Source organism: Rhodococcus sp. DK176, from assembly GCF_038447315.2.
GTDB classification, from domain to species: Bacteria; Actinomycetota; Actinomycetes; order Mycobacteriales; family Mycobacteriaceae; genus Rhodococcus_F; species Rhodococcus_F jostii_A.
This window is the reverse complement of sequence record NZ_CP118321.2, coordinates 2926223-2949638: the sequence shown is the minus strand read 5'-3', so window position 1 is coordinate 2949638 and position 23416 is coordinate 2926223. Positions and strand designations below refer to the sequence as shown.

The window sequence follows — 23416 nt, the reverse complement described above, 5'->3', positions numbered from 1 at the left end:
GAATTGTGGAATGGTGCCCCCACCGCGCCGACCCTAGCGTCGGTGACATGTCCAAAACCGATACCACGAATGTGCGGCTGAGCCCGCCGCCACCCCAATTGATGCGGCTGGTCAACCCGTTGGTCCGGCGGGTCCTCACGACCCGGTCACTGGGGCGGCGCATCCGGCGCCAAGCGCTGATCGAGTTCACCGGCTGTCGTACCGGGCGCACCCTGCGGGTGCCGGTGTGCCTGCACGACGTCGACGGTCAGACGCTCGTGTTCACCGAGCGTCCGTGGCGGCGCAACTTCGCCGGCGGCGCACCCGTGACGGTCACCCACCGGGGCCGTGTCCGCCGGGGCCGGGCCCTGCTACTCGAGGCCACCCCCGCCGAGGCAGGCGCCGCATTCCGTGCCGCGCTCGACGACGGGGCCACCCCGTTCGAACTGGGCCTGAAGGTCCCGCGGGGATACGAGCCGACCGAAGCCGAACTGGCCACGATCGCCCGGTCACTGATCCGCGTCGACTACGACGACTGAGGAGAGTTCCCATGCGTATCAACAAAATCCGACGTGATATCACCGCTCTCAGCGATGAACTGGAAGTACCGGGGATCGGGCACCTACCGGTGAACGCGTACGTTCTGCACGCCGCCGAACCCGTCGTCGTCGACACCGGACTCAGCCTGCCCGGACGCGGCTTCATGGACACCCTGGGCTCGGTGCTCGACCCCGCGGACGTCGAGTGGATCTGGCTGACACATCCGGACCGCGATCACACCGGCGCACTGTTCGACCTGCTCGACGCGGCGCCGCACGCCCGCCTGATCACGACCTTCGCGGGCGTAGGCATCATGTCCTGCGCACGGCCCGTCCCGATGGACCGGGTCTACCTGCTCAATCCGGGTCAATCCCTCGACGTCGGCGATCGGACACTGACGGCGCTGCGGCCCCCGCTGTTCGACAATCCCAGCACCGTGGGCTTCTACGAAGACCGCAGCGGCGCCTACTTCTCGTCGGATTGCTTCGGGGCGCCGATGGAGACCGCCGAACTCGCCACCGCCAACGACGTCGGGTACGCCACACCCAACGCCGTCCGTTCCGCGCAGCACCTGTGGGCCACCGTCGACAGTCCCTGGGTGCACCTGGTGGACGAGACGAAGTTCCTGCCCACCGTCGCCGCGCTGCGCGCGCTCGACCCGCGATGGATCCTCAGCACCCACCTCCCCCCGGCGGACGGACGCACCGCCGAGTTTCTGGACATGCTCGCCGAGGCACCGAAGTCAGACCCCTTCATCGGGCCCGACCAGGCCGCACTCGAGCAAATGCTGGCAGGCTTCGAACCCGCTCGCTGAGAGTCCTCCGGGGTGGAGCACGACCATGGTCCAGCCGTCGTCGCTTCGTCCGGAGCTCGAGCAGGCCGCACACCGGATGTTCTCGCGAAGCCGGACGGCGCCGGCGCGATATCGAAATCGGGCGGGATCGAGATCGGCAGTATTGCGCCCGTATCGGCAGCTTCGTGAATTTCGTCGACGCCGACAACTACAACTCCGTCCCTTCGATAACCGGGTGGATCTACTCGCCGGACCGCGTATCCGATGACGACGGACGGCTCCTCGTTTCCTGCCCACAGCGGCAGGCCCTGGTACGAGTTCGAATACTGGGCCGCCCTGCGGGTGAACCCGGAGCCGCTTAGGGATCGATGACCGGGCAACGATCCGTTTTCGGAACGGCTCTCCTGCGGGGTTCGCAGCTGCCACCATAATCAGATGTATGAGTCGACGTTCGAGCTTGTCGACCGGTTCGTGGTCGCCCTCCCACGATACGAACCTTCCTGCCCGCACCCCCGACCCAGCACTAGTGTGGCGAGGACTTCGCCCGGCGCCGCCGCGCCGGCTCCGCACACACGTGAGAAGATCAGGCAGGTCGTACACGGACAGACGCGGTGGTAGGCGCCGTTCCACCACCACCGGTGTGCTCCCACCAAGCAGTCATCCCGCGAAGCTGCCGTCGGGCTAGTGATGCCGTCCCCATTCCCGAGGTACCTGACTCCGGCCTCGAATGGCCCTCGGGGGTAGGGGACGCTCTGGCGTTCTACGGTTGAACAACGAGACGGGAGGGCACGGTGTCGCCGCGCAAGCTCGAGTCCGTGATCCTGCACCACGATGTCCTCAGGTTCGTCGACGTCGGAGAGGGACCGCCGGTGGTGCTCGTGCACGGCCTGCTCGGCTCCCATGAATCCTGGGCACCGCAAATCAGTAGGCTCGCCAAGAAGCATCGCGTCGTGGCACCCGACCTGTTCGGGCACGGCCAATCCGACAAACCCTCCGGTGACTACTCCCTCAGTGCCCACGCGGCCACCCTCCGCGACCTGATGGATCATCTCGGGATCTCCTCCGCCGCGTTCGTGGGCCATTCCCTCGGCGGCGGCATCGTGATGCAGCTGTCGTACCTGTTTCCCGAGCGAGTCGACCGTCTGTGTCTGGTGAGCAGCGGCGGCCTCGGCCGCGAGGTGAGCGTGTTCCTCAAGGCGGCCACTTTGCCTGGCAGCGAACTGGTCCTGCCCCTCTTGGCCTCCGACCGACTTCGGCGCACCACCGAGAACATCCTCAAACACCTGGGCCGGCTCGGGCTGCCCGTGCAGCCCAGTCGCAGCGCCACCGAAACCTGGCGATCCCTCGAGACCGTGTCCGACAAGTCTTCGCGAGCCGCGTTTCTCGCCTCCACCCGTGCCGTCGTGGGACTGCGCGGACAGACTGTCAGCGCCAAGCAACACTTCTCGAAGTTCGAGTCGCTTCCCTCGCTGCTGGTATGGGGTGGCCGAGACAAAATGATTCCCGCGTCACATGCCGAGAACCTGCGCCGAGTCGTACCGGATAGTCGCGTCGAGATCTTTCCCCGCGCAGGTCACTTCCCTCAACTCGACGAACCGGAACTGTTCTTCCGCGTACTCGACGAATTCCTCGGTCCTGCTTCGGAATTCCCTCGGTGACACCGGTGCGGGCCCGGGCTGGCGGCTGCGGCGCGCGCAGCTTCGCGCTGGACAAGGAGTGGGAGCGCGCGGACAAGTCGACCCGGACTCGAAGTCACGTGAGACACAGCCGGGCCAAATCCGGAACAGCAGTCGCGAAAACCCTGACACCGACCCCCGAGGTCTCCGGCAGTCCGGGGCTCGGACCCGTGAGCACCGACGCCGCCCCCACAATCGCTGCGATGCGCTCTATCGCCGTGTTGTAGCACGCACCGCTGGTGGGTTGATGGTTGCACGATTCATCCCCGTGTTCGGTCCATGGAAAGTAGCATCGCCCATCGTGACAACAGTGGGCACATTGCCGATGGCCCTGCTGCGGCTGCAGTACCGGCTGGCTCGGATCCCGTTGCAGCTCGTCGAGGATCTCGCGGTCTCGCAGCTCGACGAGCAGGCACCGAGTCGGCTCGTCTACGAGCGGTTTCTCACCGGCTGCGACGCAGCCGCCGCGCACTGGCTCAGCGATGACGCCGCCCGGGAGCGCGCCGCTGACCTCCGGCGACATACAGCGGCGGTGCGGCTGCTCATCGCGCGAGAGCAGCACCGAATTCGGCACCGTGGCGTGATCCTGCTCGACGAGCAGCGTGAACGGTTCCTCCGTCGGCGAGGGCAGCAGCATCCCACCGACCGCGTGTGACTGTTTGACTGCGCTGAGGCCGCAGCTCGCTCGGCCTGGCCGGTGTTTTCGATGGGGTCGACCGTCCGGTGGGCGGAGCGACTATTTCGCGCGCACCAGGATGGCCGGCAGCGCTGGACCCTTCGGAGCAACCGTTTGTCTCAGGGGCGCCAGGGTGGTCGCCCGACCGGCGGGCTGTGCAGCGCAATGGCCGTTTCCGAATAGGCCGCTCGGGTACCCGTTCGAAGGACGAGGAGGTCTGAGGAAATGCCTGTTTGGGGATGGATCTTGATCGCGGTTATCGTCGTGATTGCCGTGGTGGCGGTCATCGTTGCGCGTTCGGTCAGCAGCCGTCAGCGGACGGAACGGCTGAGGGGACGGTTTGGTCCCGAGTACGAGCGGACCGTGGGAGAGGTCGGCAACCTCGACGCCGCGGAGGACGAGCTCACCGCCCGCGAACGAAAGCGGGAGAAGCTCGATATCGTCCCGTTGCCGCCCGAGGCGCAAGCGAAGTACGCCGACTCGTGGCGGACGGTGCAGATCGAGTTCGTCGACAATCCGTCCAGTGCGGTCGGGGCCGCGGACCGGCTCGTGATCCAGGTCATGCGCGAGCGCGGTTACCCGATCGACGACTTCGATCAGCGGGCGGCCGACATTTCGGTCGATCACCCGAAGGTTGTCGAGAGCTACCGACGGGCGCACAGCATTTATCTGGCGCAGGAGCGGGGCGACGTCGGTACCGAGGATCAGCGTGAGGCGTTCGTGCACTATCGGGCGCTGTTCGAGAAGTTGCTCGAGACGGATGAGAACAAAGACAAGCCGAAGGAGACGCGCGCATGACCACCCCAGATCAGCAACCCGAGAGCACCAGCCCGACCAGGGGGACCGAGACCACGGATTCGACCGAGACCACCGGCTCGATCAGGACCGAGCCCTCGACCGGGACAACCGAATCGTCGACCGAGGCTCCCGGCCCTGCGGCCGAGAGCACCCAGCGGTCCACGGACGCCTCCAGTTCGCCGGTTGCGGACCAGCGGGCGACTGATGAGCCGGTCCGCTCGACGGAGAACGCCCATCCGTCCGCAGAGGAGACCGAATCATCGGCTAATCAGACACTGTTCGCTGAGGACGAGTTGTCGGTCCTGCGCTTGCGGTGGGACGAGGTTCAGGCGGGCTTCGTCGACGATCCCAGAGAGTGTGTTCAGAAGGCCGATGGTCTCGTGTCCGATGTCGTCGATCGGATCACCACCGGATTCTCGGAGGCGCGTTCGCGGCTCGAGGAGCAGTGGGCTCGGGGCGAAGAGGGCTCGACGGAGGACCTTCGTCTCGCGCTCAAGCGGTACCGCGAATTCTTCCAGCGGCTGCTCGCACTCTGAGGAGCGAGGAGCAAGGAGTAAGGAGTCTGGCGTTCTCGGTGACAGGGCTAGAACGATTGACACGTTCGAAGAGTTCGTTGAGCACCGGGAAGTGAGACCGGTGGTTGGTGCGGGGATGGGGTGAGCTGATGGATGCGGCGCCGGCTTGTCAGATAGGTGGAATGAGTGGAATGAATTGCGGGAACCTGTGCTGGACATTGTGAGCGCCGGACCACCGACCACCCAGCTGCGGGTGAGCGCAGCCCTGGATCAGTTGCCGATAGTCCTGGCGGCGGCGCGGACGTTAACCCGCCGCCGCGGATTCGCGCTCGAAGAGGTAGCGGAGGTCACCCACGCGATCGATGAGGTGGGCGCGATGTTGATCGATGCGGCGTCGATAGGGTCCCCACTGCGCTGTTCGTTCGTCGTCTCGGGCTCTGTCTTTCTCATGACGAGTACCGTCACCTCGCGCCGATGCCTTCCGCGGCACCCCGATCCGAGGTGGAGGGTGCTCGAGGCGTTGACCGATCGCGTGCTGACCACCGACCTTCCGGGGGAGTCGGAGGGCGAGTACGAAATCGTGGTCGGGTTCGTCACACGACGGCATGGGTGCACCTGAGACGGTCACCGTCCGCCGCTGGCACACCTCACTCTGGCCTTCCCGTCCCCGCCCGAGGGGTGGGCCACCGGTGAGCCCGGGTGGTCTGTTCGTCGGGGTGCTCGTGTGCGGTCAGGAGCAGGTGGTCGAACCGGGCACGAGACGCCGCGGGGAGGTCGCCTCGGCGGTGAGGGTATCGACGAAGCGATCGGCGAGGACGCGGTTTGCTGTTGGTCTGCCGTGGCGCCAGGTGAGGATGCCGAAGACTCGTTCGGGGGAGAGGCCGTAGGCGAGCATGAGCGCACCGTTGGCCTGTTGATCACCGCGCGGGATTGCTCGAGTTCGGCGACCGCGTGGGTGAGCGCGGCGTCGACGATCAGGGACAACGCTGCCCCACTCCTACCGAATTTCTGACCTGAGCTCTGGTGTTCTCCGGCGTAGCGGTCGCCCGTGGAGTCGGGCGGGGTGGATGGATTTCGGTGGGGTGTGCGGGTCTACTCGTGGGGTTGGGGGTGTTCGGTGAGTTGGTGTCGGAGGTGGTCGCGCATCTGGTGCGGGCTGAGGGCGGTGAGGTGGGTGAGGATTCGGGTGCCGGTGCAGGTGGTGTCGGCGAGGAGGGCGAGGAGGAGGTGTTCGGTGCCGATGGTGTGGTGTCCGAGTAGGGAGGCTTCTCGCAGGCTTTGGGCGAGGGTCTTTGTCAGGGTCGGGGTGAAGGGGGGTCCGGCGCATTCGGTGTCGGTGTTGGGGTATGCGGGTATCTCGTCGAGGGCGCTGTCCAGGTGGGGGCTGGTGATCCCCCAGTTGGTGAGGGTGGCAGCGGTGGGGCCGCCGGCGGCGTGGATGCCGGTGAGGAGGTGTTCGGTGCCGAGGTGGTTGTGGTGGTGGGTGCGGGCCGCGTCGGAGGCGAGGACGACGACGTGGCGTGCTTGATCGCTGAATTTGTCGAACACTGTTGATCACCCTCTCGGCGCGAGCCCTGCGGATGGGTGGAGCCGTCGCCCTTCCAGTATCCCCGTGTGGTGTGGCGCTGAGCCTGCCAAGATGCGGCCCCGTGATCTCGGTGCGCCTGCAGGCGTGGGGAGGCGCCGTGCGGGCTATGTGGGATCGCATGGACCACGGCGCGTGCAGCCGACCCCCGATAACGAGTCCGCGACGTGATCGGTTTCGTTCGGGGACTGGTATTGCGGAGGGTGCCCGCCGCAGGTGTGCGAAGCCCGGGGACGGGCGGATTCAGGTCCGCAAACTGGACGGGCAACGGAGTCGTTGCACCAACTCGTTGCCCGCGGCAATGATTGACGGCTCCGACCATTGCGGAGCGGTGATGCCGACGCTGACAGACCAGGCCTTTTTGGGGCGTGTCAGGTGGCAGCCACAGGCGTCGCCGCGCGACGGCCTTCATGCGCTCGAGCAGGTCGGGGCGCAGGGGAGTGGGCGGGGACAGTTCCAGATACTCGGCCAGGTGCCGGAAGAACGCGGCGGCGTCCATGCCGAAGTCGGTCATGATCGTCTCGGCGGGCCCACCGCCGAGGGGCGCACCACCGCACTTCGAACGCGACCACCCGATTCACCCGAGCGGCTTCCACGGTCGTCGCCGTATCTGCGACGGCCGTGCGGCGCCCGCATCCACGGTCCCGACCTCGCCGCCGCGGTCGCCGCGCGCCTTCCAATCGAGGTAATGCTTGATCCACGCGGCCGACCACCCGGACGGCGGGGATGGGTGGGGAGACGGATTCGTCAGGCGAGGAGGCGGGTTCGTCATGGGGCGATGCCTTTCCGGTCGAGTCCTGTCGTGGCAGGGACGGCGGCGAGGGAGCAGTGCACCGAATGGGGTCGGTCGAGCATCGGAAACGTCGGTGCGTGTTCTGCGGTGACAGCAGGGTGGGCGAGTGCTGCGTGGAATGCGTCGGCGACGGTGTCGAAGCAGGACACCGCCGTGCTGAGTCCGAGTCGGTCCAGGGCGGAGTGCAGGTCGGCTGGCTCGGTATCGTGATCGCGGTTCCGGCACTGTGGCTGGTCGCACACACCGGCACGCAGGCTGGACCCGTGCTGTCGGCCGCGGCCCTCGACGGCCTCATCGCGGGACTCGGGATTGCGGTGCAGTATGTGGCGTTGGCGCAGGCCGGCGCGGGGTCAGGATTGTGGCCCGTGGCCGCTGGGCGGGTTGCGGCGATCCTCACCATCGCGCCGCTGCTGCCGAGTTCGGGAGGCGCACACATCCGGTGGTCCCTGGTCCCGGCGTTGGCCGCCGGGTTCACGGGCGCGGCAGCGGCACTGGCGCTGATCGCGTATCTGCTCGCCGCGAGGGAGCAACTCGCCGTGGTCGCGGTGGTTGTATCCTACCTCTACCCGGTCGTCCCCGTACTGCTCGGCGTCACCGTCCTTGGAGAACGCCTCATCCCGAGACAGGCAGCCGGGTTACTCGTCGCCGCGTCCGCGGTCACCCTTCTCGACACCAGCTGACCCTTTCGAGCGCACCCATTGCGCCGCCCACACGGAGGGCGACGGCGGCCGCGCCCCTCGAGGGGAGTGGGTTGACATCAGCGTTCGGCGCCAACACTGGCCCGCGGGTGCCGGCGGTCTCTTGGGCCGTGCCATCGAACGTCGCTTCCGCTGTGTGGCAATGGGGTTGGGGTTGGTCGTCGGCATGTCACCGCGGTGGTTCACGGGAGGTTCGACGAGATTCGGGTCGAGCATCGGTCGAGCGTTGTTTGCTCTCGGACGGGCACCGGATCAGTCCTGGGCGGCAAACCGCTTGATGACGAAATTCATCCCTGTGCTGGGTCGCGGGCCGGCACGGCCTACGTCCAGGCGCCTCGTAGGCGAGTGCGGCGCGGTGATAGCTGTACCCCGTGCAGCGGACTACTGTGCCTTGCGAGTGCGAGAGTCCGCTACCGCTCTTGTCTTGAGAAGGCAATCAACGGGCCAGTGCCTCCAGGTAAGTCAGGAGGGCGGTGATCGCGATGGTCAGTCCGATCGCGATCGTTCCCGCTCGTTCATCGTTGTCGGCATTGTTCGCGGCCATCGGTGCCCCTTCCGTCCGTACTTCGTCACCCCGGTCCGGCAACCGCGGTGCGGTGCGCGCGTGTCATGGTGAGAACGGGTTTGTCCGTGCACCTGTGGAAGCGTCTCGGTGTCCCTGGCACCAGACGCCCGAGGTTGATGGTGATGGGGTAATGCCGGCGTGCGTCGTTGGTGTACGCCGGCATCTCGGGGTTGGGGTACGTGTGCTTGACCGGGTCCGGTCAGTGCTCGCCCACCCGTTAGGTGAGGTTCTGGGTGTAGAACTCGGTCAGCTTGTCGAACGGGATCATCTCGGCCCGGTCGTAGAGGTCGACGTGACCGGCACCGGGCACGATCACCAGTTCCCTGCGGTCCCCGGCGAGGCGGTAAGCCTCTTCGGTGAACTCGCGCGAGTGCGCGTTTTCGCCGGCGATGAACAGCATCGGGCGGGGTGAGATGGTCTCGATGTCGTTGAACGGGTAAAAGTTCATGAATTTGACGTTGCTCGACAGTATCGGCTGAGTGGTGGTGTCGGGGCTGTTCCCGCGCGCGGTGCGGTAGAAGTCGTAGAACTCGCGTTCGATCGGGCTGGATTGATCGGTCAGCTGCTCGGGTGTGCCGCCGGTGTATTCGGTGGGACCGCCGGTGAATTCGACGTCACGCTGGGCTGCGGCTCGGGCCAGGGCGGCTTTGCGCTGATCGGGGGTGACCGAGTGGCCCAGCCCGTTGCGGGTGGCACCGCCCATGTCGTACATGCTGACCGTGGCGACGGCCTTGATGCGGGGGTCGATCTTGGCGGCGCTGATGACGAAGCTGCCGCTGCCGCAGATTCCGAGCGCGCCGATGCGTTCGGTGTCGACGAAGGACTGGGTGCGCAGGAAGTCCACGCCGGCACTGAAGTCCTCGGTGTAGATGTCGGGGGCGACGGCATTGCGGGGCTCGCCGGCGCTCTCGCCCCAGAACGACAGGTCCAGCGAGAGCGTCACGAAACCCTGCTCGGCCATCTTGGTGGCGTAGAGGTTGGCGCTCTGTTCCTTGACCGCACCCATCGGGTGCCCGACCACCATGGCTGCGTTCTTGGTGTTGCGGTCGAGGTTCCTCGGAACGAACAGGTTGCCGGCGACCTCTATCTGGTACTGGTTCTTGAACGTCACCTTCTCCATGGTGACCTGGTCGCTGGTGTAGAAGTTGTCGGCGCCGTGGGACAGATCGCCGGAGGCCAGGTTCGCCACCGGCGACACAGGGGCGGCCGAGGAGGAGCAGGCCGAGGCGGCCAGGACGGCGAGCGTGGCGATACCGGCGCCGGCCAGCTTCATCGAGCGGCGAGTGCCTCGCCGTGTGCGGAGGGTGTTCATCGTTGTCGTGCTCCTGGTGGTGGGTGTCGTGTCAGAGGGTGAGCAGGGTTTTGATGGCGCGGCGCTCGTGCATCACCTGGTAGCCCTCGGCCGCCTGGTCCAGCCGGAGGGTGAGGTCGAAGACCTTGCCGGTCGATCTCGCGGCGCCAGATCAGGTCGATCAGCTCCGGCAGGAAGCGGCGGACCGGTGCGGGGCCGCCCATCAGATGTCGTTTGGGGTGGTCAGGTTGCGGTGATGGTGAGGGTGTCGGTGCCGTCGGCGTCGGTGATGGCGTCGAGTCCGGTGTCGATCTCGCCGATCATCACGATCCCGTGATCGGGAATCGTGAACCCGTCTTCGCGGTAGTAGACGGCCAGGTCACTGCTGGGTGCCCAATAGCCGAGTTGTCCTGCCCGGTAACTGCTCTGGCCCTGACCGTCGGCGAGTGTGCGAGGCAGCGGTCCGGCCTTCTCGCGGCCGCCGAGGTCGTGCAGGGTGATCGTGACGGGTAGCAGGGAGGCGAAGTCTCGGGCCGTGGCGTTGTCGTAGAGTCGTGCGCTCGCCTCCGCCGCGCCGATCCTCAACCGTATCTGCATGACTGGTCCTTCCTGGCCAGGTTGCGGCGTCGCGGGTTGCGCGGTCGGTGACGCCGGCGGCGAACTGCTTGCGGCCGAGTCCGATGTGCTCGCGCAGGCGGTGAGCCCGGCGACGACTGTGACGGCTGTCGTGAGGACCACCAGCCCGGTGATCATGGGACGCATTGTTTTTCTCCTGTCGATACCGGTGTTCAGCCGCGCTTCAGCTCACGGACGTGGGCACCCGCAGCGTCTCCTCGGAGGGACGGGGCGGCGGATTCCCGGCCGCGGGACGCGCCCAGGTGGTGGACAGCAGAGCGATCGGTATCAGCCCGGTGGCCGTGATCGCGGCGCCGAGGACCGCCGGCCCGAGCACACCCAGTGACGTCGACAGGGTGGTCGCGGCCAACGCAGATCCGGCGGCGGTGCCGAGGTTGAAGGCCGCGGTCGCCAGCGACGACGCCAGCCGGGAGCCATGTCCGGCGAATCGCAGGGTCTGGGCGATCAGCACCGGGTTCGCCCCGAGCCCGGAGGCACCCAGGACGACGATCACACCCACCACGATCGCCGAGTGGCTCGCGGTCGCCGCCAGGATGAGCAGCAGAACCGAGGTCAGTGCTACCGCCGCGGCGATGGTCGCCAGCGGCCACCGGTCGCCGATCCGACCACCCAGCGCGGTCCCCACCAGGGCACCGACGCCGAAGCCGGCGAGGACCAGCGGCATCAGCGCGGCGGAGATGCCGGCGCGGTCGGTCAGCAGAGGGCTGATGAAGCTGTAGGCGCCGAGGAACCCGGCCTGCGCCAGCGTGATCGCACCCAGCACCGCCCATACCCGCCACGGCCGCACGGTCGAGATCTCCGAGCGCGCCGACACACTCAGCGTGTCCTCGGTCGCGGTGCCCGGAGCGAACCGAAGAACGGCGACGATCGCGGGGATGGCCAGCATGGCCAGCATCCAGAACGGGCCCCGCCACCCGGTGTACTGGCCGGCGAAGGTGCCCAACGGGACACCGGCGACCACGGCCAGGCTCAACCCGCCCGAGAGCACTGCCAATGCCCGCGCGCTCGCCCCGGGGCCGGCGACCGCGGCCGCCACCACCGCGCCGGTCGCCCAGAACGTGCCGGTCGCCAGCGCGGTGAGGACGCGGGAGGCGGTGACGACGGTGAACGAGTCACTCACCGCCGCTACCACGTGCCCGGCGGAGAACACTGCCAGCGCCCCGACCAGTGTGGCCCGAGCGGGCAACCGCAGCGTGGCCAGCGCCATGACCGGTGGGCCGATGATCATGCCGACCGCGAACGCGGTGACCAGCAACCCGGCCCGGGCGAGGTCCACACCGAGGTCGGTGGCGACATCGGACAACAGTCCGGCAACCATGAACTCGGTCGTGCCCATCAGGAAGATCCCGGCCGCCAGCACATACACCAGCACAGGCAGGCCAGTGCTGGTGCTCGGTTGGACAGGCGTTCGCGTGGTCATGGCACCTCGTCGATGTCGAAGGGTTCGGTCGCAGAGCACCTCGTGCTCGCAGCATCCATGCAACGCGGTCAGCCGCCCGCGTGGGAGGCGAAGATCAGGGGGGTGCTGGCAGCACCCCCCTCACAGCACCTGGCAACCGGCTTCCCGCGGGTCGTAGCCTCGGGTGTGTGGAGTCCACCAACCGAGTCGCTGAGATCGGCCAATTCCTGGCGTCGCGGCGGGCCAAGATCACCCCCGAGCACGTCGGGCTGCCGGTTTACGACGCCGCCAAACGCCGCGTCCCCGGTCTGCGCCGCCAAGAGGTCGCCACCCTGGCAGGGCTCTCGGTCGACTATTACACCCAGATCGAACGCGGCAAGGTCACCGGCGTCTCCGAGTCGGTGCTCGACGCCATCGCGCGTGCCCTCGAACTCGACGAGGCGGAACGGTCCCACCTGTTCGATCTGCACCGCAGCGCCCTCACCCGCCCGCAACGCGTTCGCTCACGCCGCACCACCAAGGCGGTGCGGCCGATGGTGCAGCGACTCCTCGACGGCTACGCCGGGCCCGCATTCGTGCGCAACGCCCGCCACGACCTCGTCGCCGCGAACCGGCTCGCCTACGCGTTCTATTCGCCCCTCTACCCGGACCAACTGCACCCCGACCCCAGCAAGGCGGTCAATTTCGTCCGGTTCTGCTTCCTCGACCCCCGCGCCCACGAGTTCTACCCCGACTGGGACCAGATGGCCGACGGCGCAGTCAACCTGCTGCGCACCGACGCCGGCCGCGACCCGTACGACCGCGGCATCTCCGACCTCGTCGGTGAACTGTCCACCCGCAGCGACGAATTCCGGGTCCGCTGGGCCAAGCACAATGTGCGCCTGCACTACACCGGCACCAAAACCTTCCACCACCCCGTCGTCGGTGACCTCACCATCGATTACGAAACAATGCCGTTACCCGCCGACCCCGGCCTGGTCCTGACCCTCTACAGCGTCGACCCAGGCAGCCCGTCCGCCGACGCCATGACCCTGCTCGGCAACTGGGCCGCCACCACACTCGCAACCACGGCCGCAGCCGCAGCCGAGCAGCCGACACACAGTACCGGCGAATAGCTCTTCGGCGACTCCACCCGTGTCGGAAGGACGACTATGACGACGATTGCAATCATCGGGGCCGGCCGCGGCTTGGGCGCGGCGACGGCCAGACGTTTCGGGCGTGAGGGATTCACGGTCGCACTGATATCGCGGACCCAGGACAACGTCGACCGTCTCGCGGCCGAGCTCGCCGAGCTCGCCGAGCACGGGGTGCAAACGCGTGGATACGCCGCAGACGTGCAGGACCGGCCGACGCTGGCCGGCGCGCTCGAGCGGGCAGCCTCCGAACTCGGCCCGATCGAGGTGCTGCAGTACAGCCCGGTCCCTCGCAAGGACTTCCTGCGCCCGGTACTGGAGACGACGGCCGCCGACCTCGTCGCTGCCGCCGAGTTCTCCATCCTCGGCCCCGTTACCGCCGTCCAACAAGTGCTTCCCGGGATGCGATAGTTGGGACGCGGGACAATCCTTTTCGTCAACGGTTCCAGCGCCGCGACACCGAACGTTAACGTGGCGGGCACCTCGATCGCCTTCGCCGGTGAATCGGCCTATGGCGCAATGCTCCACGAAGTTCTCGCGCCGAAGCGTATTCACGTCGGGCAGCTCATTATCCCCGGCGCAATCGGCGGCGGGGACCCGCTCTACGCCCCCGATGCCCTAGCCGATCGGATCTGGAACATCCACGCCCAGCCAAGGCCCCTTCCGAACCACAGCCGGGCACGGAATCTGTGTAGCCACTCCGGGTCAGCTCAACCGGGCATTTGGTCTGTAGCCACGGAGGATTCGGTCCAAAGAGGCCACGCCGTCCCCGATGTCACGTTCCTTGATTCCGGCGTAGCCGAGCAGAAGGGCCGGTGGCAGGTCGGCTTCGACGCAGTGCGTCGAGAGGGGCCAGAGGTGGAGACGCTGGCGCGCGGCGAGGTCGGCGACCACCTGGTCGTCGTGCCCTTCCGGGAGCCAACCGACCAGGTGCAGTCCGCCGTCGGGGTCCTCGATCCGCAGGCGACTCCCCAGCCGGCGCGTGGCCTCGGCCACCAGCAGTTGCTGCCGTTTGCCGCAGAGGACGCGCATCCTGCGCAGGTGCCTGGTGAAGTGCCCGGCCTCCATGAAGTCGGCGAGCACTGCCTGGTCGAGCAGGTGGGCGTGCATGTCGGTGCTCAGATGCGCTGCGGCGAAGCCGTCGACGAGCTCGGTCGGGGCGATCAGGTAGCCCAGCCGGAGCCCGGGGAACATGATCTTGCTGAAGGTGCCGACGTAGATCACCCGTCGGTGTTTGTCGATGGCCTGCAGCGCGACGAGCGGGCGGCCGCGGTAGCGGAATTCGTTGTCGTAGTCGTCTTCGACGATCCAGGCGCCGGCTTGGGCGGCCCAGTCCAGCAGTGCGAGTCGGCGCTCGAGGGAGAGGGTGACCCCGAGGGGGAACTGGTACGAGGGGGTCAGGACGGCCAGCTTCGCGCTCGGTTCGCGTGCGATGCCGGCGGCCACGTCGATGCCTTTGCGGTCGACGGGCACGGGCACCAAACGCGCTCCGGCGGAGATCAGGGCCGCCTTCGCGCCGAGGTAGCAGGGGTCCTCGATCCAGGCCGGGTCGCCGGGGTCGAGCAGGATCCGGCCGCAGAACTCCAAGGCTTGTTGCGATCCGGAGACGATGACGACTTGGTCTGCGGTGCAGCGGATTCCGCGTGCCGGGCCGATGTAGGAGGCGATGGCCTCGCGTAGTGGGTGGTATCCGCGGGGGTCGCTGTAGCGCATCAGGTCGCGGGTCGATTGCCGCAACCGGGCGCCGTACATCCGCGCCCACAGCTCGGCGGGGAAGCTGTCGAGGGCGGGCAGGCCGATCTGGAAGGCGGTCGCCTCGGCGGGAACGCCGGTGACCTCCGGAAGCGGCATTCTGCGGGTGTCGGCGATCGCCCGGCCGCGGTGCGAGAGCCTGCCGGTGCCGTCGTCGACGGCGGAACCGGTCCACGGAGCGTGATTGATGGTGAGCATGTGTTCGGGCAGGACGTCGGCGACGTAGGTGCCCGATCCGGGACGGCGGTCGAGGTAGCCCTCGGCGTCGAGCTGCTCGAACGCGGCCAGGACGGTGTTACGGGACACGCCCACTTCGGCGGCGAGACGGCGGCTGGCCGGCAGCGGCGATCCCGCTTTCAGTTGGCCGCTGAGGATGCCCGCCCGCAGCTGTTCGTACAGGCGGCGGTACGCGGGCGCGGGTGAATCCGGCCCGTCGGGGGTGTTACTGGTGGGTGACAAATCGGTACCTCTAACTCACTCAAAATTGGATCTGTTGGACCGGTCGGATCAGGTCAACTATAGGAACCACACACAGATCAGTGTGAACGCAATCACAGAGCGAAGAGCGACGTCAGTGCGAGCGCTGGAGTCGACGCCCGCAGCCCCGGGGCGCCCCGAGAACGCACTGTTTCGAGAAGAGGAAGGTTTCACCCCGTCATGGCTATCTACCTGAGCATGCAGCGTGTGCGGTTCTCCAGCCCGGACGCGTACGAGAAGTTCAAGGTGGTCTTCGCCGACACCCGGCATCACCTGATGAAGCTGCCGGGCTTTTTGCACCTGACCTGGTGGGAGCACCCGGACGACCGGATGTGGTTCAACGAGTGCAGCTTCTGGGCGAGCAAGGAGGCGCTCTACGACTGGCACACCGACACCTATCACAAGCACGCCAAGGCGTGGGCGGCAAACGGCGCCATCATGGAGGACATCATCACCAACTTCGAGTTGGTGGGGACCCGGTTGTTGCGAATCTGTCCGTGCTGCAACGAACTTCAGGACAAACCGTACGACCTCGGGCAGGAGCAGGCGGTGCTGCGTGAGCAGTGCCCGAACTGCGGATTCCACTTCCCGTACATGACCGAGCAGGAATCGAGCTTCGGGGTCTTCAAGGACCTGGCCCCAGGTCCTATCTCTGTCAACGGCAAGGAGCCGGCCGCCGCACAGGCGAACGCCTGATCCTCGCCGCTTCAATGTTTCACCCCACCCGAGCCCACCGCGGCACCCACTGAAGGAGAAGGAACACATGACGACACAAGAAACCACCACTGGCCGTGTCTACGGCGGCTCGGCCGACCCGGCCAAGCACGAGTGGGAGCCCTTCGAGTGGGAGGAGCCCGCACTCGGGAGGACCGACGTGCAGGGCGAGATCGCCGTCTTCCGCCCGGACGGGACGAGCGGCAACCTGCTCGCCGGTTTCTGGCGGTATCACGCCGGCGCACCGGGAGCTGGTTCCGACGGTTCCGGCTCGATCGTGTGGTCGTCTCCGCTGGGTGACGAGTGCGCGGTCGTCCTGGAGGGCTCCGCGACCATTACCGTCACGGCGACGGGCAAGCAGTATGAGGTCGGGCCCGGGTCGATCATCTACGAGCCCAAGGGCCTCGAACAGATTTGGGACGTCAAGGGCCCCTACTTCAAGAAGTTCTGGGTGATCTTCGATGGCCCGAACCCCACGGGCGCCACCAGTGATGACCTGATCATCGCGAACGTCAACGACAACCCGGACACGTGGACCCCGTACGACTTCACCGAACCCCTCGAAGGTGACCTGACCAAGGGCGAGCTGGTCATCCTCCGCCCGGAGGGCAGCAGCGGCACCGTGCTGTCGGGGCTGTGGCGCTCGGGCAAGGGCATCGCCGGCAGCGAACCCGACGGAACGCTGGTCACGCCGTACACCGGAACCCTCGGCGACGAGACGATCCTGCTGCTCGAGGGCGAGGTTCACGTCCGCAACGACGAGACGGGCGAGGAATGGGACTTCAAGGCCGGCGATCTGATCGCCCTGCCGTCCGGCGTGCACGTCACCTGGACCTCGAAGGGCCCGTTCGTGAAGAAGTTCTGGGTCATCACCAAAGCGGACCTGCCCGCGTAACAAAGCGGGACACCAGAACACACCCACCTTTTGCAGAGAGTAGGGAAATGACCTCCACCATCAACCCCACCGCGGGATTTTCTCCCACGGTGGCCGACTTCCTCAGCCGACCGATCGAGCACCTGATCGACGGCTCGAACGTGGCCTCGGCAACGGGCGAAACGTTCGCCACGCTCAATCCGTCCACCGGCACCACGCTGACACAGGTCACCCGGGGATCAGCGGAGGATGTCGACCGGGCCGTCGCCGCGGCACGGCAGGCTCTCGACGGCCCGTGGGGCCGGTTGAGCGCCTCCGCACGCAGTAAGATCCTCTGGCGGGTCGCCGATCTCATCGAAGACAAGCTCGAGCAGTTCGCGATCCTCGAGGCCATCGACAGCGGCAAACCTGTCACCTACGCCCAGTTGGTCGACGTGCCGCTGGCCATCGACTGGTTCCGCTACTTCGCGGGCTGGCCCACCAAGCTCGAGGGCACCACCATCCCGGTGTCGGCGGTCGCAACGCCGGGCGACTACTTCGCCTACACCGTCCGCGAACCCGTCGGTGTGGTCGGGGCGATCATCGCCTGGAACTTCCCACTGCTGCTCGCCGCCTGGAAGCTCGCCCCGGCCCTGGCCGCCGGGAACACCGTCGTCCTCAAGCCGGCCGAACAGACCCCGCTCAGCGCGGCCTTGCTCGGTGACGTGCTCCGGGAGGCCGGCGTTCCCGAGGGGGTAGTGAACATCGTCCACGGATACGGCGACCAGGTCGGTGCGGCACTGACCGCCCATCCCGGGGTCGACAAGATCTCCTTCACCGGATCCACCGAGGTCGGCCGGCAGATTATCGCCGCATCCCGCGGGAACCTGAAGAAGGTCACCCTCGAGCTCGGCGGCAAGTCCCCGAACGTGATCTTCGCCGACGCGGACATCGACGCCGCGATCGCCGGCGCCGCGAATGCGATCTTCTTCAACCAGGGCGAAGCGTGCGAGGCGGGGTCCCGGCTGTTCGTGCAGTCGAAGGTGTACGACCGGGTGGTCTCCGGTATCGCCGAGGCCGCGACGCAGATCAAGGTCGGTGACAGCTTGGCCGCGGATACTCAGCTAGGACCGTTGGTCTCACAGCAGCAACTCGACCGGGTGCTCGAATATCTCGACAGTGGCCGCACCGATGGCGCCACCGCTGTCGCCGGCGGCGGCCGCAAGGGCGACACCGGCTACTTCGTCGAACCGACCGTGCTCGTCGACACCAAGCCCACCATGCGCGTGGTCAAGGAAGAGATCTTCGGGCCCGTCGTCACCGTCGCACCGTTCGACGATGTCGACGAGTTGGTTCACGCCGCCAACGAAACCGACTACGGTCTCGCCGCCGCAGTGTGGACCTCGGATGTGGCCAAGGCGCACAACCTGGCCGCGAAGTTCCGGGCCGGCACCGTGTGGATCAACGCCTACCACATCCTCGACCCGGCTTTGCCGTTCGGCGGCTACAAGCAGTCCGGCTGGGGCCGCGAGCACGGCTCGTCCGCCCTCGATGGGTACACCGAAATCAAAACCGTGATCCTCAAGAAGGGATAGCAATCCACCACAGAGGTCGGGGCGTCGCCACCCGCCCCGGCCTCTGCGCGCCCTGCACGACAACGACATGCACCGAACAGACACGAGCAGCCATACCGCCCACCCGGTGCGGCAGCTGACCCCTCGACCCCAGCCGCCCGGGGTGTCGATCTCTCGGGATGACGACCCCATGCTCGTCAACCTCGCGGTCACCTGGCTGCCTTACGGGGGACCTCCGCCAGGAGAAATCTGGATCCGCTTCGGCCTGCACCCCGACCAGTACTGGAGCCGCCTCTGCTACCTTCTCGCGCTGAGTTCATGGCCTCGGCAACTCGGCATCGAAGCGGGCGAACAGATCCGAACACTCGCCCTCGCACATCTTCACCCCACGAGCCAGAGGACTCGCCCTACGCCGACGAAGTGACAGCACCGATCGGACACGCGCACTCTCGAGCGGTGGGCGAGCGAACGAACCTGGGTGAGTGAACGAACCTGACTCTGATCTCGCACGGATGGAGTCCATGACGGTCCCTCGGCACGCGACACGGGCGCTACCAGGTCTGCGACTCGCGCGGTGGTGCAGGGTCGGCGAACTCCGCGCGCCCGACTTCCGCGGCCGCGCGCAGGGGCGTGTTCAGGGTGTTGTACATGGCGACCAACGCATCGACTGCCCACTGGCGGGCCACGTCGCGGTCGACAGGGTCGTCGAGATCGACCGGCCTATAGGTAGCGATGCGTGATGCACGTTTGTCGTCGAACCGCTCCCATGACAGCTCCAGTCCGAGCTTGGTCTGCCAGGAGGCGGCGTCGGCAGCGAATTCGTCGAACAGGGCGTTGTTGACATCGCGGTTGTAGGTGTCGATGTAGGCATCGACGCGCAGGCGGCAGTCGCTGACGGTCAGGTCCCAGTTCCCGAATGGTCCGGAGGCGAAGGAGATCCAGTTGCCTTTCCCCGGTGTCGGAACAGAGATGGCGGGCTGGCGGGTGTTCGCGTCGGTGAGGATGTCGGTGAACAGGGCTTGCCGGGCGGCATTGACCGGAGTGCTCACGCGGGCTTCGGCGGCACTGCCGGCGGTCTTGACCGTTTTCTGCCAGTCGTTGGGGCGCGAGACGATGTCGAAGACCGGCGCCGGGGGCCCGTGGCCGATCTGCACGATGCCGACCTCGACCCCGAAGAAACCGAGTTCGCTGTCGGTGCGTTCGTTGAGCCAGTCGAGGGCGCTGCGGAATTCTTCCCGGAAATTGGGGGCGACCCAGATGACGGTGGAGGCGTCCAGACCGGAGGCGTAGACGAGGCATTGCCCGAGGTGTCCGTGGTCGGTGCGTTCGAGTTGGTTCTCGATGACGACGGAGCGGTCGTTGCCGTCCTTGGCGTGGATGTCGAGGCGGAAGTCACCGATCCGGACTTCGGTGTCGACGACGATCAAGGACATGCCCAGGGCGTCCGCGAGACGTCGATGTTCTCGGCGAGCCAGGGGGTGAAGTCCCCGGACTCGGAGGTCCACACCGACCTGGCGTCCGCGATCCGGCGCAGCCTACCCAGGTTCTTGCTGTCGAGTTCGTCCATGTCGACTCGCCCGACTTCCGCGCACGGTCCTTCGCTGTGGGGTCAGCGTACGGCCGACCGACCGGTGTCGGCGCCGAGTTCATGGCCGGAGGTGGCCTGTGTGTGGTGCAGATAGAACGCAGCCACGCACGGACAGCGGGGTCCGCGGTCACCAACGCCCCTTTTCGCGGCATCGGTGCCCTGGGGTGCGGTATGGATGCTGTGCGGCGTAGTCGTCCACCGTCCCTTGCCGCCGCGGTGGACGAGGGGTTCTGGCGCGTGACTTCCCGCGGAGCGGGGTCATATTCCCTGGGCGTTCGATGAGGGGCGTGTGGGTTGGGCGGGCCGTCGGAGGTGAGGGTGAGTGTCCAGTCGCGGCGTTCGGTGACGGCGCGGTGTAGGTGCTGCGCCCAGCGGCGGCGTTCGTCACCATTGCGATCGTGGGTGATGGTGATTCGCCGCGTCCACCTTTCGGGCAGCCCGCGGTCGTTGATCGCCAGCCCGATGACTACCCGAAGATCGGGATCGGGCGCTCCGGTGACCCCGATGCGGCCGGGTTCGCCGCCAATCTCTATCCGGCCCCGAGCACCGCGGCGACCACTTCGGCCACCTCGAGCACGGACTGCGCCCCGACCACGTCGATGTAGTCGACTTCGGTCATCTCGGTCCTCCATTCCGTGCCGGCTGGGCCGCAAATCGCCGGCACCGTGGACCGAATCACATCCCGCACCTCGGTGGGTTGGTTCGAGTGGCACCGGCGGCCCATGCATCAGCAGACAGGAACGGGTTGGGTTTCACCGGTACGGGTCGGGGTGCACGCGCCCACGGCTACCGAGCACACCGTGCATTGCGCGTTATGCGAGGAGCGGCCCGCGGTGCGCCAACCCCCCCGCCGGTGACCTACGACGGCGCCCCCGTTCTGGTCTTCTCGTTGCCGCCCAACCGGGATTCGGGCCGGACGGAGGGCGGGAGTGGTGCAATGAAGGTGTGCGACGAGGTGAGTGAGCGATGAAGCAGGTCCTGAAGGCGGTGCTGGTGTGCCTGGTCGTCGGCGCCGCAGTGCTGGCGGTGTGGACGGTCGCGTCGCGACCGGACCCGCCCGAGCCGCCGCGCCCGCTGCCTGATACCGCGGTCATGGTCCACGGCCGGCCGACGACGTGCAGTGAACTCTTCGGGCAGCCCTGTGATTTCGGGTTGCAGTCCGCCTTCAACCGGTGGGGGCCAGGCCTCGGCCCGTTCGTCGATTCCGGGGTCCTGGGCCCGTACGCCGAGAGGATCGGGTTCGTGGCGTCGGCGAAGCTGAGTCTGGACGCCTGCGCACTGTCGCACACCACCGGAAAGACGGTCCTCGAATTCGTCGAGCAGGCGCAACGGCAACACCCGGACGCCGGCAGCCCCGAGTTGTTTCCGTTCTGGAACCGGACCCGGCAAACCCTGTGCCCCCTGTGACCCGCACCGTCGACGACGGCACGGCGTCGGGCAATGGTGACGCCGCCTCACTTGTCGCAGGCGATACCGTCCTTGTCCCGGTCGAGTTTCGTCGAGTAGCCGGGCTCGCCTTGGTAGATCGGCGCAGCGCCGACTGCTTTTGCGTCGGCGCAGGACGCCGACTTCCTGCAGCACCAGGCGATCGTCGGTCTCCACGATGCCCGGATCGGTGCCGCCGCCCGTGGGCGCGCGGTCGTGGGCGGACTGCGCGCCGGCACGGTGCGCGTTCTCGGTCGCCTGCGCGAGGTCGCGCTCGAGGCCGGCGTTCCGGTCGAGCAGGGTATTCGCCTCGCGTTCTTTGACCACGAGCATCTCTCGGAGCGCCTTGATGGTGACGCTGGGATCCGGACTGGTCATCGAGTAATCCCTTTGGCCCGTTAGCCGCGGACGCCGCGGGTGTTGACGACGGGGACCAGGTCGTGCGGATTCTTGGAGACGCCGGCACACAGGTGGTCCAGGGTGGCGCGGGCCTCGACCCTGGTCAGGTCGAGGTGGGTGAAGGTGTCGCGGTCGGTGGCCAATTGCACCAGGGTGATGGTGGTGTCGTGCCCGGTGCCGGGGTCGATCACCCGGGTGCCCAGTTCCATCGAGATGGTCTGGATGCCGTCTCGGTCGGCTTCGAAGATTTCGTGTACCGATCGGGTGGCCACTTCGGAGATTGCTTTGGCGTAGCGGTCCTTGCGGGCCTTTACCGTGAGCGGGGTGCTGGTGATCGAGTCACTGGCCTTGACGTACTTGAAGGCCTTCTCCGCCGGGAGGGCGGACGGGGCGGGCACGGTGCTGGAACGACGACTACGCACCCGGCGGCTGGGACTACACCACCTTCCGGCAATTCAACGACGGACGATCGGACGTGGTGTTCATGGCCTACAACCCGCACGCGGTCGACTCGACCTACTTCCCGGAACCGGCATGTACGTCGAGGACTACGACCACGGGGTGCACGCGGCCCGCACACACTCGGACCTCGGTCAGTAACCCAAGTGCCGAACGACCACCGCGCCGGTCTGGGTGGAACTCGATTCACCGATGTCGGCCCCGCGTACTGACCCATCCGGATGGCGCACCGCCTCGAATCACCACGGTGCGAGTCCCGCAGCAAGCGGTGCGGCTCGAGAAGGTGAGATCGGATATGGCTTCTGCTCCTGACCCCACACCCGGCCCTGTCGGGGAGCCACAACAGCGGCCCACGCTGACACCACGCGAGCTGGAGATCCCCCGCCTGTGGCTGCGCAGTGAATCGACGACCGTTGCCGCATCCAACCTGGGAATCAGCCTGGGCACGATCAACACCCACCTGATTCGGATCCGAGCGAAGTACGCTGTCGCCGGGCGCCCTGTCGCGGACAAGTCGGGCCTATTGTTCCGGGCGCTGCAGGACGGGCTGGTGTCGCTCGCCGAGCTCTGACGCGACTGGTCCACCTGGCGGCTTCGCCAGGGCGGAGCGCCGCAGAGGGGCCGACTTTGTCGATCTTGCAGTGTGGAGTGGGGCGTCGTGGCTGGAACTCTGCGCAGGGCACCGGCGCCGTGCGCGACGACCGCAGGCGGCGGACAGTAGCGGTCTATTCCCGTCACTAGTTCCACTCGTCGGTCTAGAGTTTTGGTGTAGCCATCCCATCGCGGTGGGATCGGAAGTGAGCTGCAGGATTACTCGCCGGATGACGAGGCCTGCCACGTCTTCGGTGCCCGCGGGTGCTGTTACCGGCCCACTGAGGGCCTCGTTCACCGGTTCGATCGTCACCGGCGCAGGCTACCGGGGTGCATCGACACGCTGCAGGCAAAAACGCGCTGACCTCGCAGTTTCGGAGGATAGCTGCGATAACTGAAATTATCGTGCCCGAGTGCTCACAAACCGTGAGTGACATAGAGCGGAGGTGTCCCGACAGTGCGTCTGATGCCGTGTAGGTTTTGCAACCTGGTGTTCTCCAGAATCCG

General features: G+C 67.0%; 25 protein-coding genes and 1 pseudogene. 15 read left to right on the top strand and 11 right to left on the bottom strand.

Annotation, left to right across the window (positions count from 1 at the left end; all coding sequences use genetic code 11):
• Positions 1-47: 47 nt before the first annotated feature.
• The 7 genes from PSR88_RS13965 to PSR88_RS13935 all read left to right on the top strand — a co-directional run bounded on the left by PSR88_RS13965 (position 48) and on the right by PSR88_RS13935 (position 5596).
• Positions 48-518: a grhN gene (locus PSR88_RS13965; protein WP_237724061.1), complete on the top strand. Its 471-nt coding sequence runs from the start codon at positions 48-50 to the stop codon at positions 516-518.
• A gap of 11 nt (positions 519-529) precedes the next feature.
• Positions 530-1333, top strand: a complete 804-nt coding sequence (locus PSR88_RS13960; RefSeq protein ID WP_011595472.1) for an MBL fold metallo-hydrolase — start codon at positions 530-532, stop codon at positions 1331-1333.
• A 770-nt stretch (positions 1334-2103) separates the two neighbouring features.
• Entirely contained in the window at positions 2104-2970 is an 867-nt protein-coding gene (locus PSR88_RS13955; protein ID WP_016882357.1) for an alpha/beta fold hydrolase, read from the top strand.
• Positions 2971-3313: 343 nt separating this feature from the next.
• Positions 3314-3643 carry a hypothetical protein gene (locus PSR88_RS13950; protein WP_020476798.1) on the top strand — a complete coding sequence of 110 codons (330 nt, stop codon included), beginning with the start codon at positions 3314-3316 and terminating at the stop codon, positions 3641-3643.
• 246 nt (positions 3644-3889) lie between these two features.
• Complete coding sequence (locus tag PSR88_RS13945; protein ID WP_016882358.1) at positions 3890-4462, top strand: hypothetical protein; 573 nt, start codon at positions 3890-3892, stop codon at positions 4460-4462.
• Entirely contained in the window at positions 4459-4998 is a 540-nt protein-coding gene (locus tag PSR88_RS13940; RefSeq protein WP_016882359.1) for a hypothetical protein, read from the top strand. The genes PSR88_RS13945 and PSR88_RS13940 overlap by 4 nt, the downstream gene beginning before the upstream one ends.
• A 199-nt stretch (positions 4999-5197) precedes the next feature.
• The gene (locus PSR88_RS13935; protein ID WP_342338220.1) at positions 5198-5596 is read left to right on the top strand and encodes an anti-sigma factor; all 399 of its coding nucleotides are present in this window, start codon (positions 5198-5200) and stop codon (positions 5594-5596) included.
• Between the two features lie 111 nt (positions 5597-5707).
• Here PSR88_RS13935 and PSR88_RS13930 read toward each other — a convergent pair whose 3' ends face one another.
• Positions 5708-5872: a hypothetical protein gene (locus PSR88_RS13930; RefSeq protein WP_237724063.1), complete on the bottom strand. Its 165-nt coding sequence runs from the start codon at positions 5870-5872 to the stop codon at positions 5708-5710.
• A gap of 197 nt (positions 5873-6069) precedes the next feature.
• The gene (locus PSR88_RS13925) at positions 6070-6525 is read right to left on the bottom strand and encodes a Clp protease N-terminal domain-containing protein (protein ID WP_016882361.1); all 456 of its coding nucleotides are present in this window, start codon (positions 6523-6525) and stop codon (positions 6070-6072) included.
• A gap of 907 nt (positions 6526-7432) precedes the next feature.
• Here PSR88_RS13925 and PSR88_RS13920 point away from each other — a divergent pair.
• Positions 7433-8035 (top strand): DMT family transporter, encoded by a 603-nt coding sequence (locus PSR88_RS13920; protein ID WP_051004165.1) that lies wholly within the window; start codon positions 7433-7435, stop codon positions 8033-8035.
• 800 nt (positions 8036-8835) lie between these two features.
• Here the strand turns inward: PSR88_RS13920 and PSR88_RS13915 are convergent.
• The 4 genes and pseudogenes from PSR88_RS13915 to PSR88_RS13900 form a co-directional block, all read right to left on the bottom strand.
• Positions 8836-9930: an alpha/beta hydrolase gene (locus PSR88_RS13915; RefSeq protein WP_016882363.1), complete on the bottom strand. Its 1095-nt coding sequence runs from the start codon at positions 9928-9930 to the stop codon at positions 8836-8838.
• 31 nt (positions 9931-9961) lie between these two features.
• A pseudogene (locus tag PSR88_RS13910) lies at positions 9962-10139 on the bottom strand (IMP dehydrogenase); the annotation flags it as partial.
• Between the two features lie 13 nt (positions 10140-10152).
• On the bottom strand, positions 10153-10506 hold the full coding sequence (locus tag PSR88_RS13905; RefSeq protein ID WP_237724064.1) for a cyclophilin-like fold protein: 354 nt from the start codon (positions 10504-10506) through the stop codon (positions 10153-10155).
• A 202-nt stretch (positions 10507-10708) separates the two neighbouring features.
• Positions 10709-11965, bottom strand: coding sequence for an MFS transporter (locus PSR88_RS13900; RefSeq protein ID WP_037196906.1), 1257 nt, complete (start codon positions 11963-11965; stop codon positions 10709-10711).
• A gap of 167 nt (positions 11966-12132) precedes the next feature.
• Between PSR88_RS13900 and PSR88_RS13895 the strand changes: the two genes are divergently transcribed.
• Positions 12133-13059: a helix-turn-helix transcriptional regulator gene (locus tag PSR88_RS13895; protein ID WP_016882366.1), complete on the top strand. Its 927-nt coding sequence runs from the start codon at positions 12133-12135 to the stop codon at positions 13057-13059.
• A 36-nt stretch (positions 13060-13095) separates the two neighbouring features.
• The gene (locus tag PSR88_RS13890; RefSeq protein ID WP_016882367.1) at positions 13096-13488 is read left to right on the top strand and encodes an SDR family NAD(P)-dependent oxidoreductase; all 393 of its coding nucleotides are present in this window, start codon (positions 13096-13098) and stop codon (positions 13486-13488) included.
• A gap of 294 nt (positions 13489-13782) precedes the next feature.
• Here the strand turns inward: PSR88_RS13890 and PSR88_RS13885 are convergent, their stop codons facing one another.
• Entirely contained in the window at positions 13783-15288 is a 1506-nt protein-coding gene (locus PSR88_RS13885) for a PLP-dependent aminotransferase family protein (RefSeq protein WP_016882368.1), read from the bottom strand.
• A gap of 198 nt (positions 15289-15486) precedes the next feature.
• On the opposite strand from PSR88_RS13885, the gene PSR88_RS13880 reads away from it, so the two are divergent.
• The 3 genes from PSR88_RS13880 (at position 15487) to PSR88_RS13870 (ending at position 18468) form a co-directional block, all read left to right on the top strand.
• Entirely contained in the window at positions 15487-16002 is a 516-nt protein-coding gene (locus PSR88_RS13880; protein WP_016882369.1) for an antibiotic biosynthesis monooxygenase family protein, read from the top strand.
• Positions 16003-16069: 67 nt separating this feature from the next.
• The gene (locus PSR88_RS13875) at positions 16070-16915 is read left to right on the top strand and encodes a cupin domain-containing protein (protein ID WP_016882370.1); all 846 of its coding nucleotides are present in this window, start codon (positions 16070-16072) and stop codon (positions 16913-16915) included.
• A 47-nt stretch (positions 16916-16962) separates the two neighbouring features.
• On the top strand, positions 16963-18468 hold the full coding sequence (locus PSR88_RS13870; RefSeq protein ID WP_016882371.1) for an aldehyde dehydrogenase family protein: 1506 nt from the start codon (positions 16963-16965) through the stop codon (positions 18466-18468).
• Between the two features lie 530 nt (positions 18469-18998).
• On the opposite strand, the gene PSR88_RS13865 is transcribed toward PSR88_RS13870, so the two are convergent.
• Both PSR88_RS13865 and PSR88_RS13860 read right to left on the bottom strand, forming a co-directional pair.
• Positions 18999-19880, bottom strand: coding sequence for a DUF4268 domain-containing protein (locus tag PSR88_RS13865; RefSeq protein ID WP_237724065.1), 882 nt, complete (start codon positions 19878-19880; stop codon positions 18999-19001).
• A complete protein-coding gene (locus PSR88_RS13860; protein ID WP_237724066.1) occupies positions 19871-20014 on the bottom strand; it encodes a hypothetical protein in 144 nt (47 codons plus the stop codon). Before PSR88_RS13860 ends, PSR88_RS13865 begins: the two co-directional genes overlap by 10 nt.
• Before the next feature lie 987 nt (positions 20015-21001).
• On the opposite strand from PSR88_RS13860, the gene PSR88_RS13855 reads away from it, so the two are divergent.
• On the top strand, positions 21002-21442 hold the full coding sequence (locus tag PSR88_RS13855) for a hypothetical protein (protein ID WP_342338217.1): 441 nt from the start codon (positions 21002-21004) through the stop codon (positions 21440-21442).
• Between the two features lie 47 nt (positions 21443-21489).
• Here the strand turns inward: PSR88_RS13855 and PSR88_RS13850 are convergent, their stop codons facing one another.
• Both PSR88_RS13850 and PSR88_RS13845 read right to left on the bottom strand, forming a co-directional pair.
• Entirely contained in the window at positions 21490-21699 is a 210-nt protein-coding gene (locus tag PSR88_RS13850; protein WP_342338215.1) for an excalibur calcium-binding domain-containing protein, read from the bottom strand.
• A gap of 159 nt (positions 21700-21858) precedes the next feature.
• Positions 21859-22281 carry a hypothetical protein gene (locus PSR88_RS13845; protein ID WP_237724067.1) on the bottom strand — a complete coding sequence of 141 codons (423 nt, stop codon included), beginning with the start codon at positions 22279-22281 and terminating at the stop codon, positions 21859-21861.
• 332 nt (positions 22282-22613) lie between these two features.
• Here PSR88_RS13845 and PSR88_RS13840 point away from each other — a divergent pair, with 332 nt between their 5' ends.
• Positions 22614-22889, top strand: a complete 276-nt coding sequence (locus tag PSR88_RS13840) for a response regulator transcription factor (RefSeq protein ID WP_029539115.1) — start codon at positions 22614-22616, stop codon at positions 22887-22889.
• Positions 22890-23416: the final 527 nt, after the last annotated feature.

Coding starts and splice junctions, on each gene's coding strand:
- PSR88_RS13965 (WP_237724061.1), top strand. CDS start 48: ATGTCCAAAACCGATACCACGAATGTGCGGCTGAGCCCGCCGCCACCC.
- PSR88_RS13960 (WP_011595472.1), top strand. CDS start 530: ATGCGTATCAACAAAATCCGACGTGATATCACCGCTCTCAGCGATGAA.
- PSR88_RS13950 (WP_020476798.1), top strand. CDS start 3,314: ATGGCCCTGCTGCGGCTGCAGTACCGGCTGGCTCGGATCCCGTTGCAG.
- PSR88_RS13945 (WP_016882358.1), top strand. CDS start 3,890: ATGCCTGTTTGGGGATGGATCTTGATCGCGGTTATCGTCGTGATTGCC.
- PSR88_RS13940 (WP_016882359.1), top strand. CDS start 4,459: ATGACCACCCCAGATCAGCAACCCGAGAGCACCAGCCCGACCAGGGGG.
- PSR88_RS13930 (WP_237724063.1), bottom strand. CDS start 5,872: ATGCTCGCCTACGGCCTCTCCCCCGAACGAGTCTTCGGCATCCTCACC.
- PSR88_RS13915 (WP_016882363.1), bottom strand. CDS start 9,930: ATGAACACCCTCCGCACACGGCGAGGCACTCGCCGCTCGATGAAGCTG.
- PSR88_RS13905 (WP_237724064.1), bottom strand. CDS start 10,506: ATGCAGATACGGTTGAGGATCGGCGCGGCGGAGGCGAGCGCACGACTC.
- PSR88_RS13900 (WP_037196906.1), bottom strand. CDS start 11,965: ATGACCACGCGAACGCCTGTCCAACCGAGCACCAGCACTGGCCTGCCT.
- PSR88_RS13890 (WP_016882367.1), top strand. CDS start 13,096: ATGACGACGATTGCAATCATCGGGGCCGGCCGCGGCTTGGGCGCGGCG.
- PSR88_RS13880 (WP_016882369.1), top strand. CDS start 15,487: ATGGCTATCTACCTGAGCATGCAGCGTGTGCGGTTCTCCAGCCCGGAC.
- PSR88_RS13875 (WP_016882370.1), top strand. CDS start 16,070: ATGACGACACAAGAAACCACCACTGGCCGTGTCTACGGCGGCTCGGCC.
- PSR88_RS13870 (WP_016882371.1), top strand. CDS start 16,963: ATGACCTCCACCATCAACCCCACCGCGGGATTTTCTCCCACGGTGGCC.
- PSR88_RS13865 (WP_237724065.1), bottom strand. CDS start 19,880: ATGTCCTTGATCGTCGTCGACACCGAAGTCCGGATCGGTGACTTCCGC.
- PSR88_RS13860 (WP_237724066.1), bottom strand. CDS start 20,014: ATGGACGAACTCGACAGCAAGAACCTGGGTAGGCTGCGCCGGATCGCG.
- PSR88_RS13855 (WP_342338217.1), top strand. CDS start 21,002: ATGAAGCAGGTCCTGAAGGCGGTGCTGGTGTGCCTGGTCGTCGGCGCC.
- PSR88_RS13840 (WP_029539115.1), top strand. CDS start 22,614: ATGGCTTCTGCTCCTGACCCCACACCCGGCCCTGTCGGGGAGCCACAA.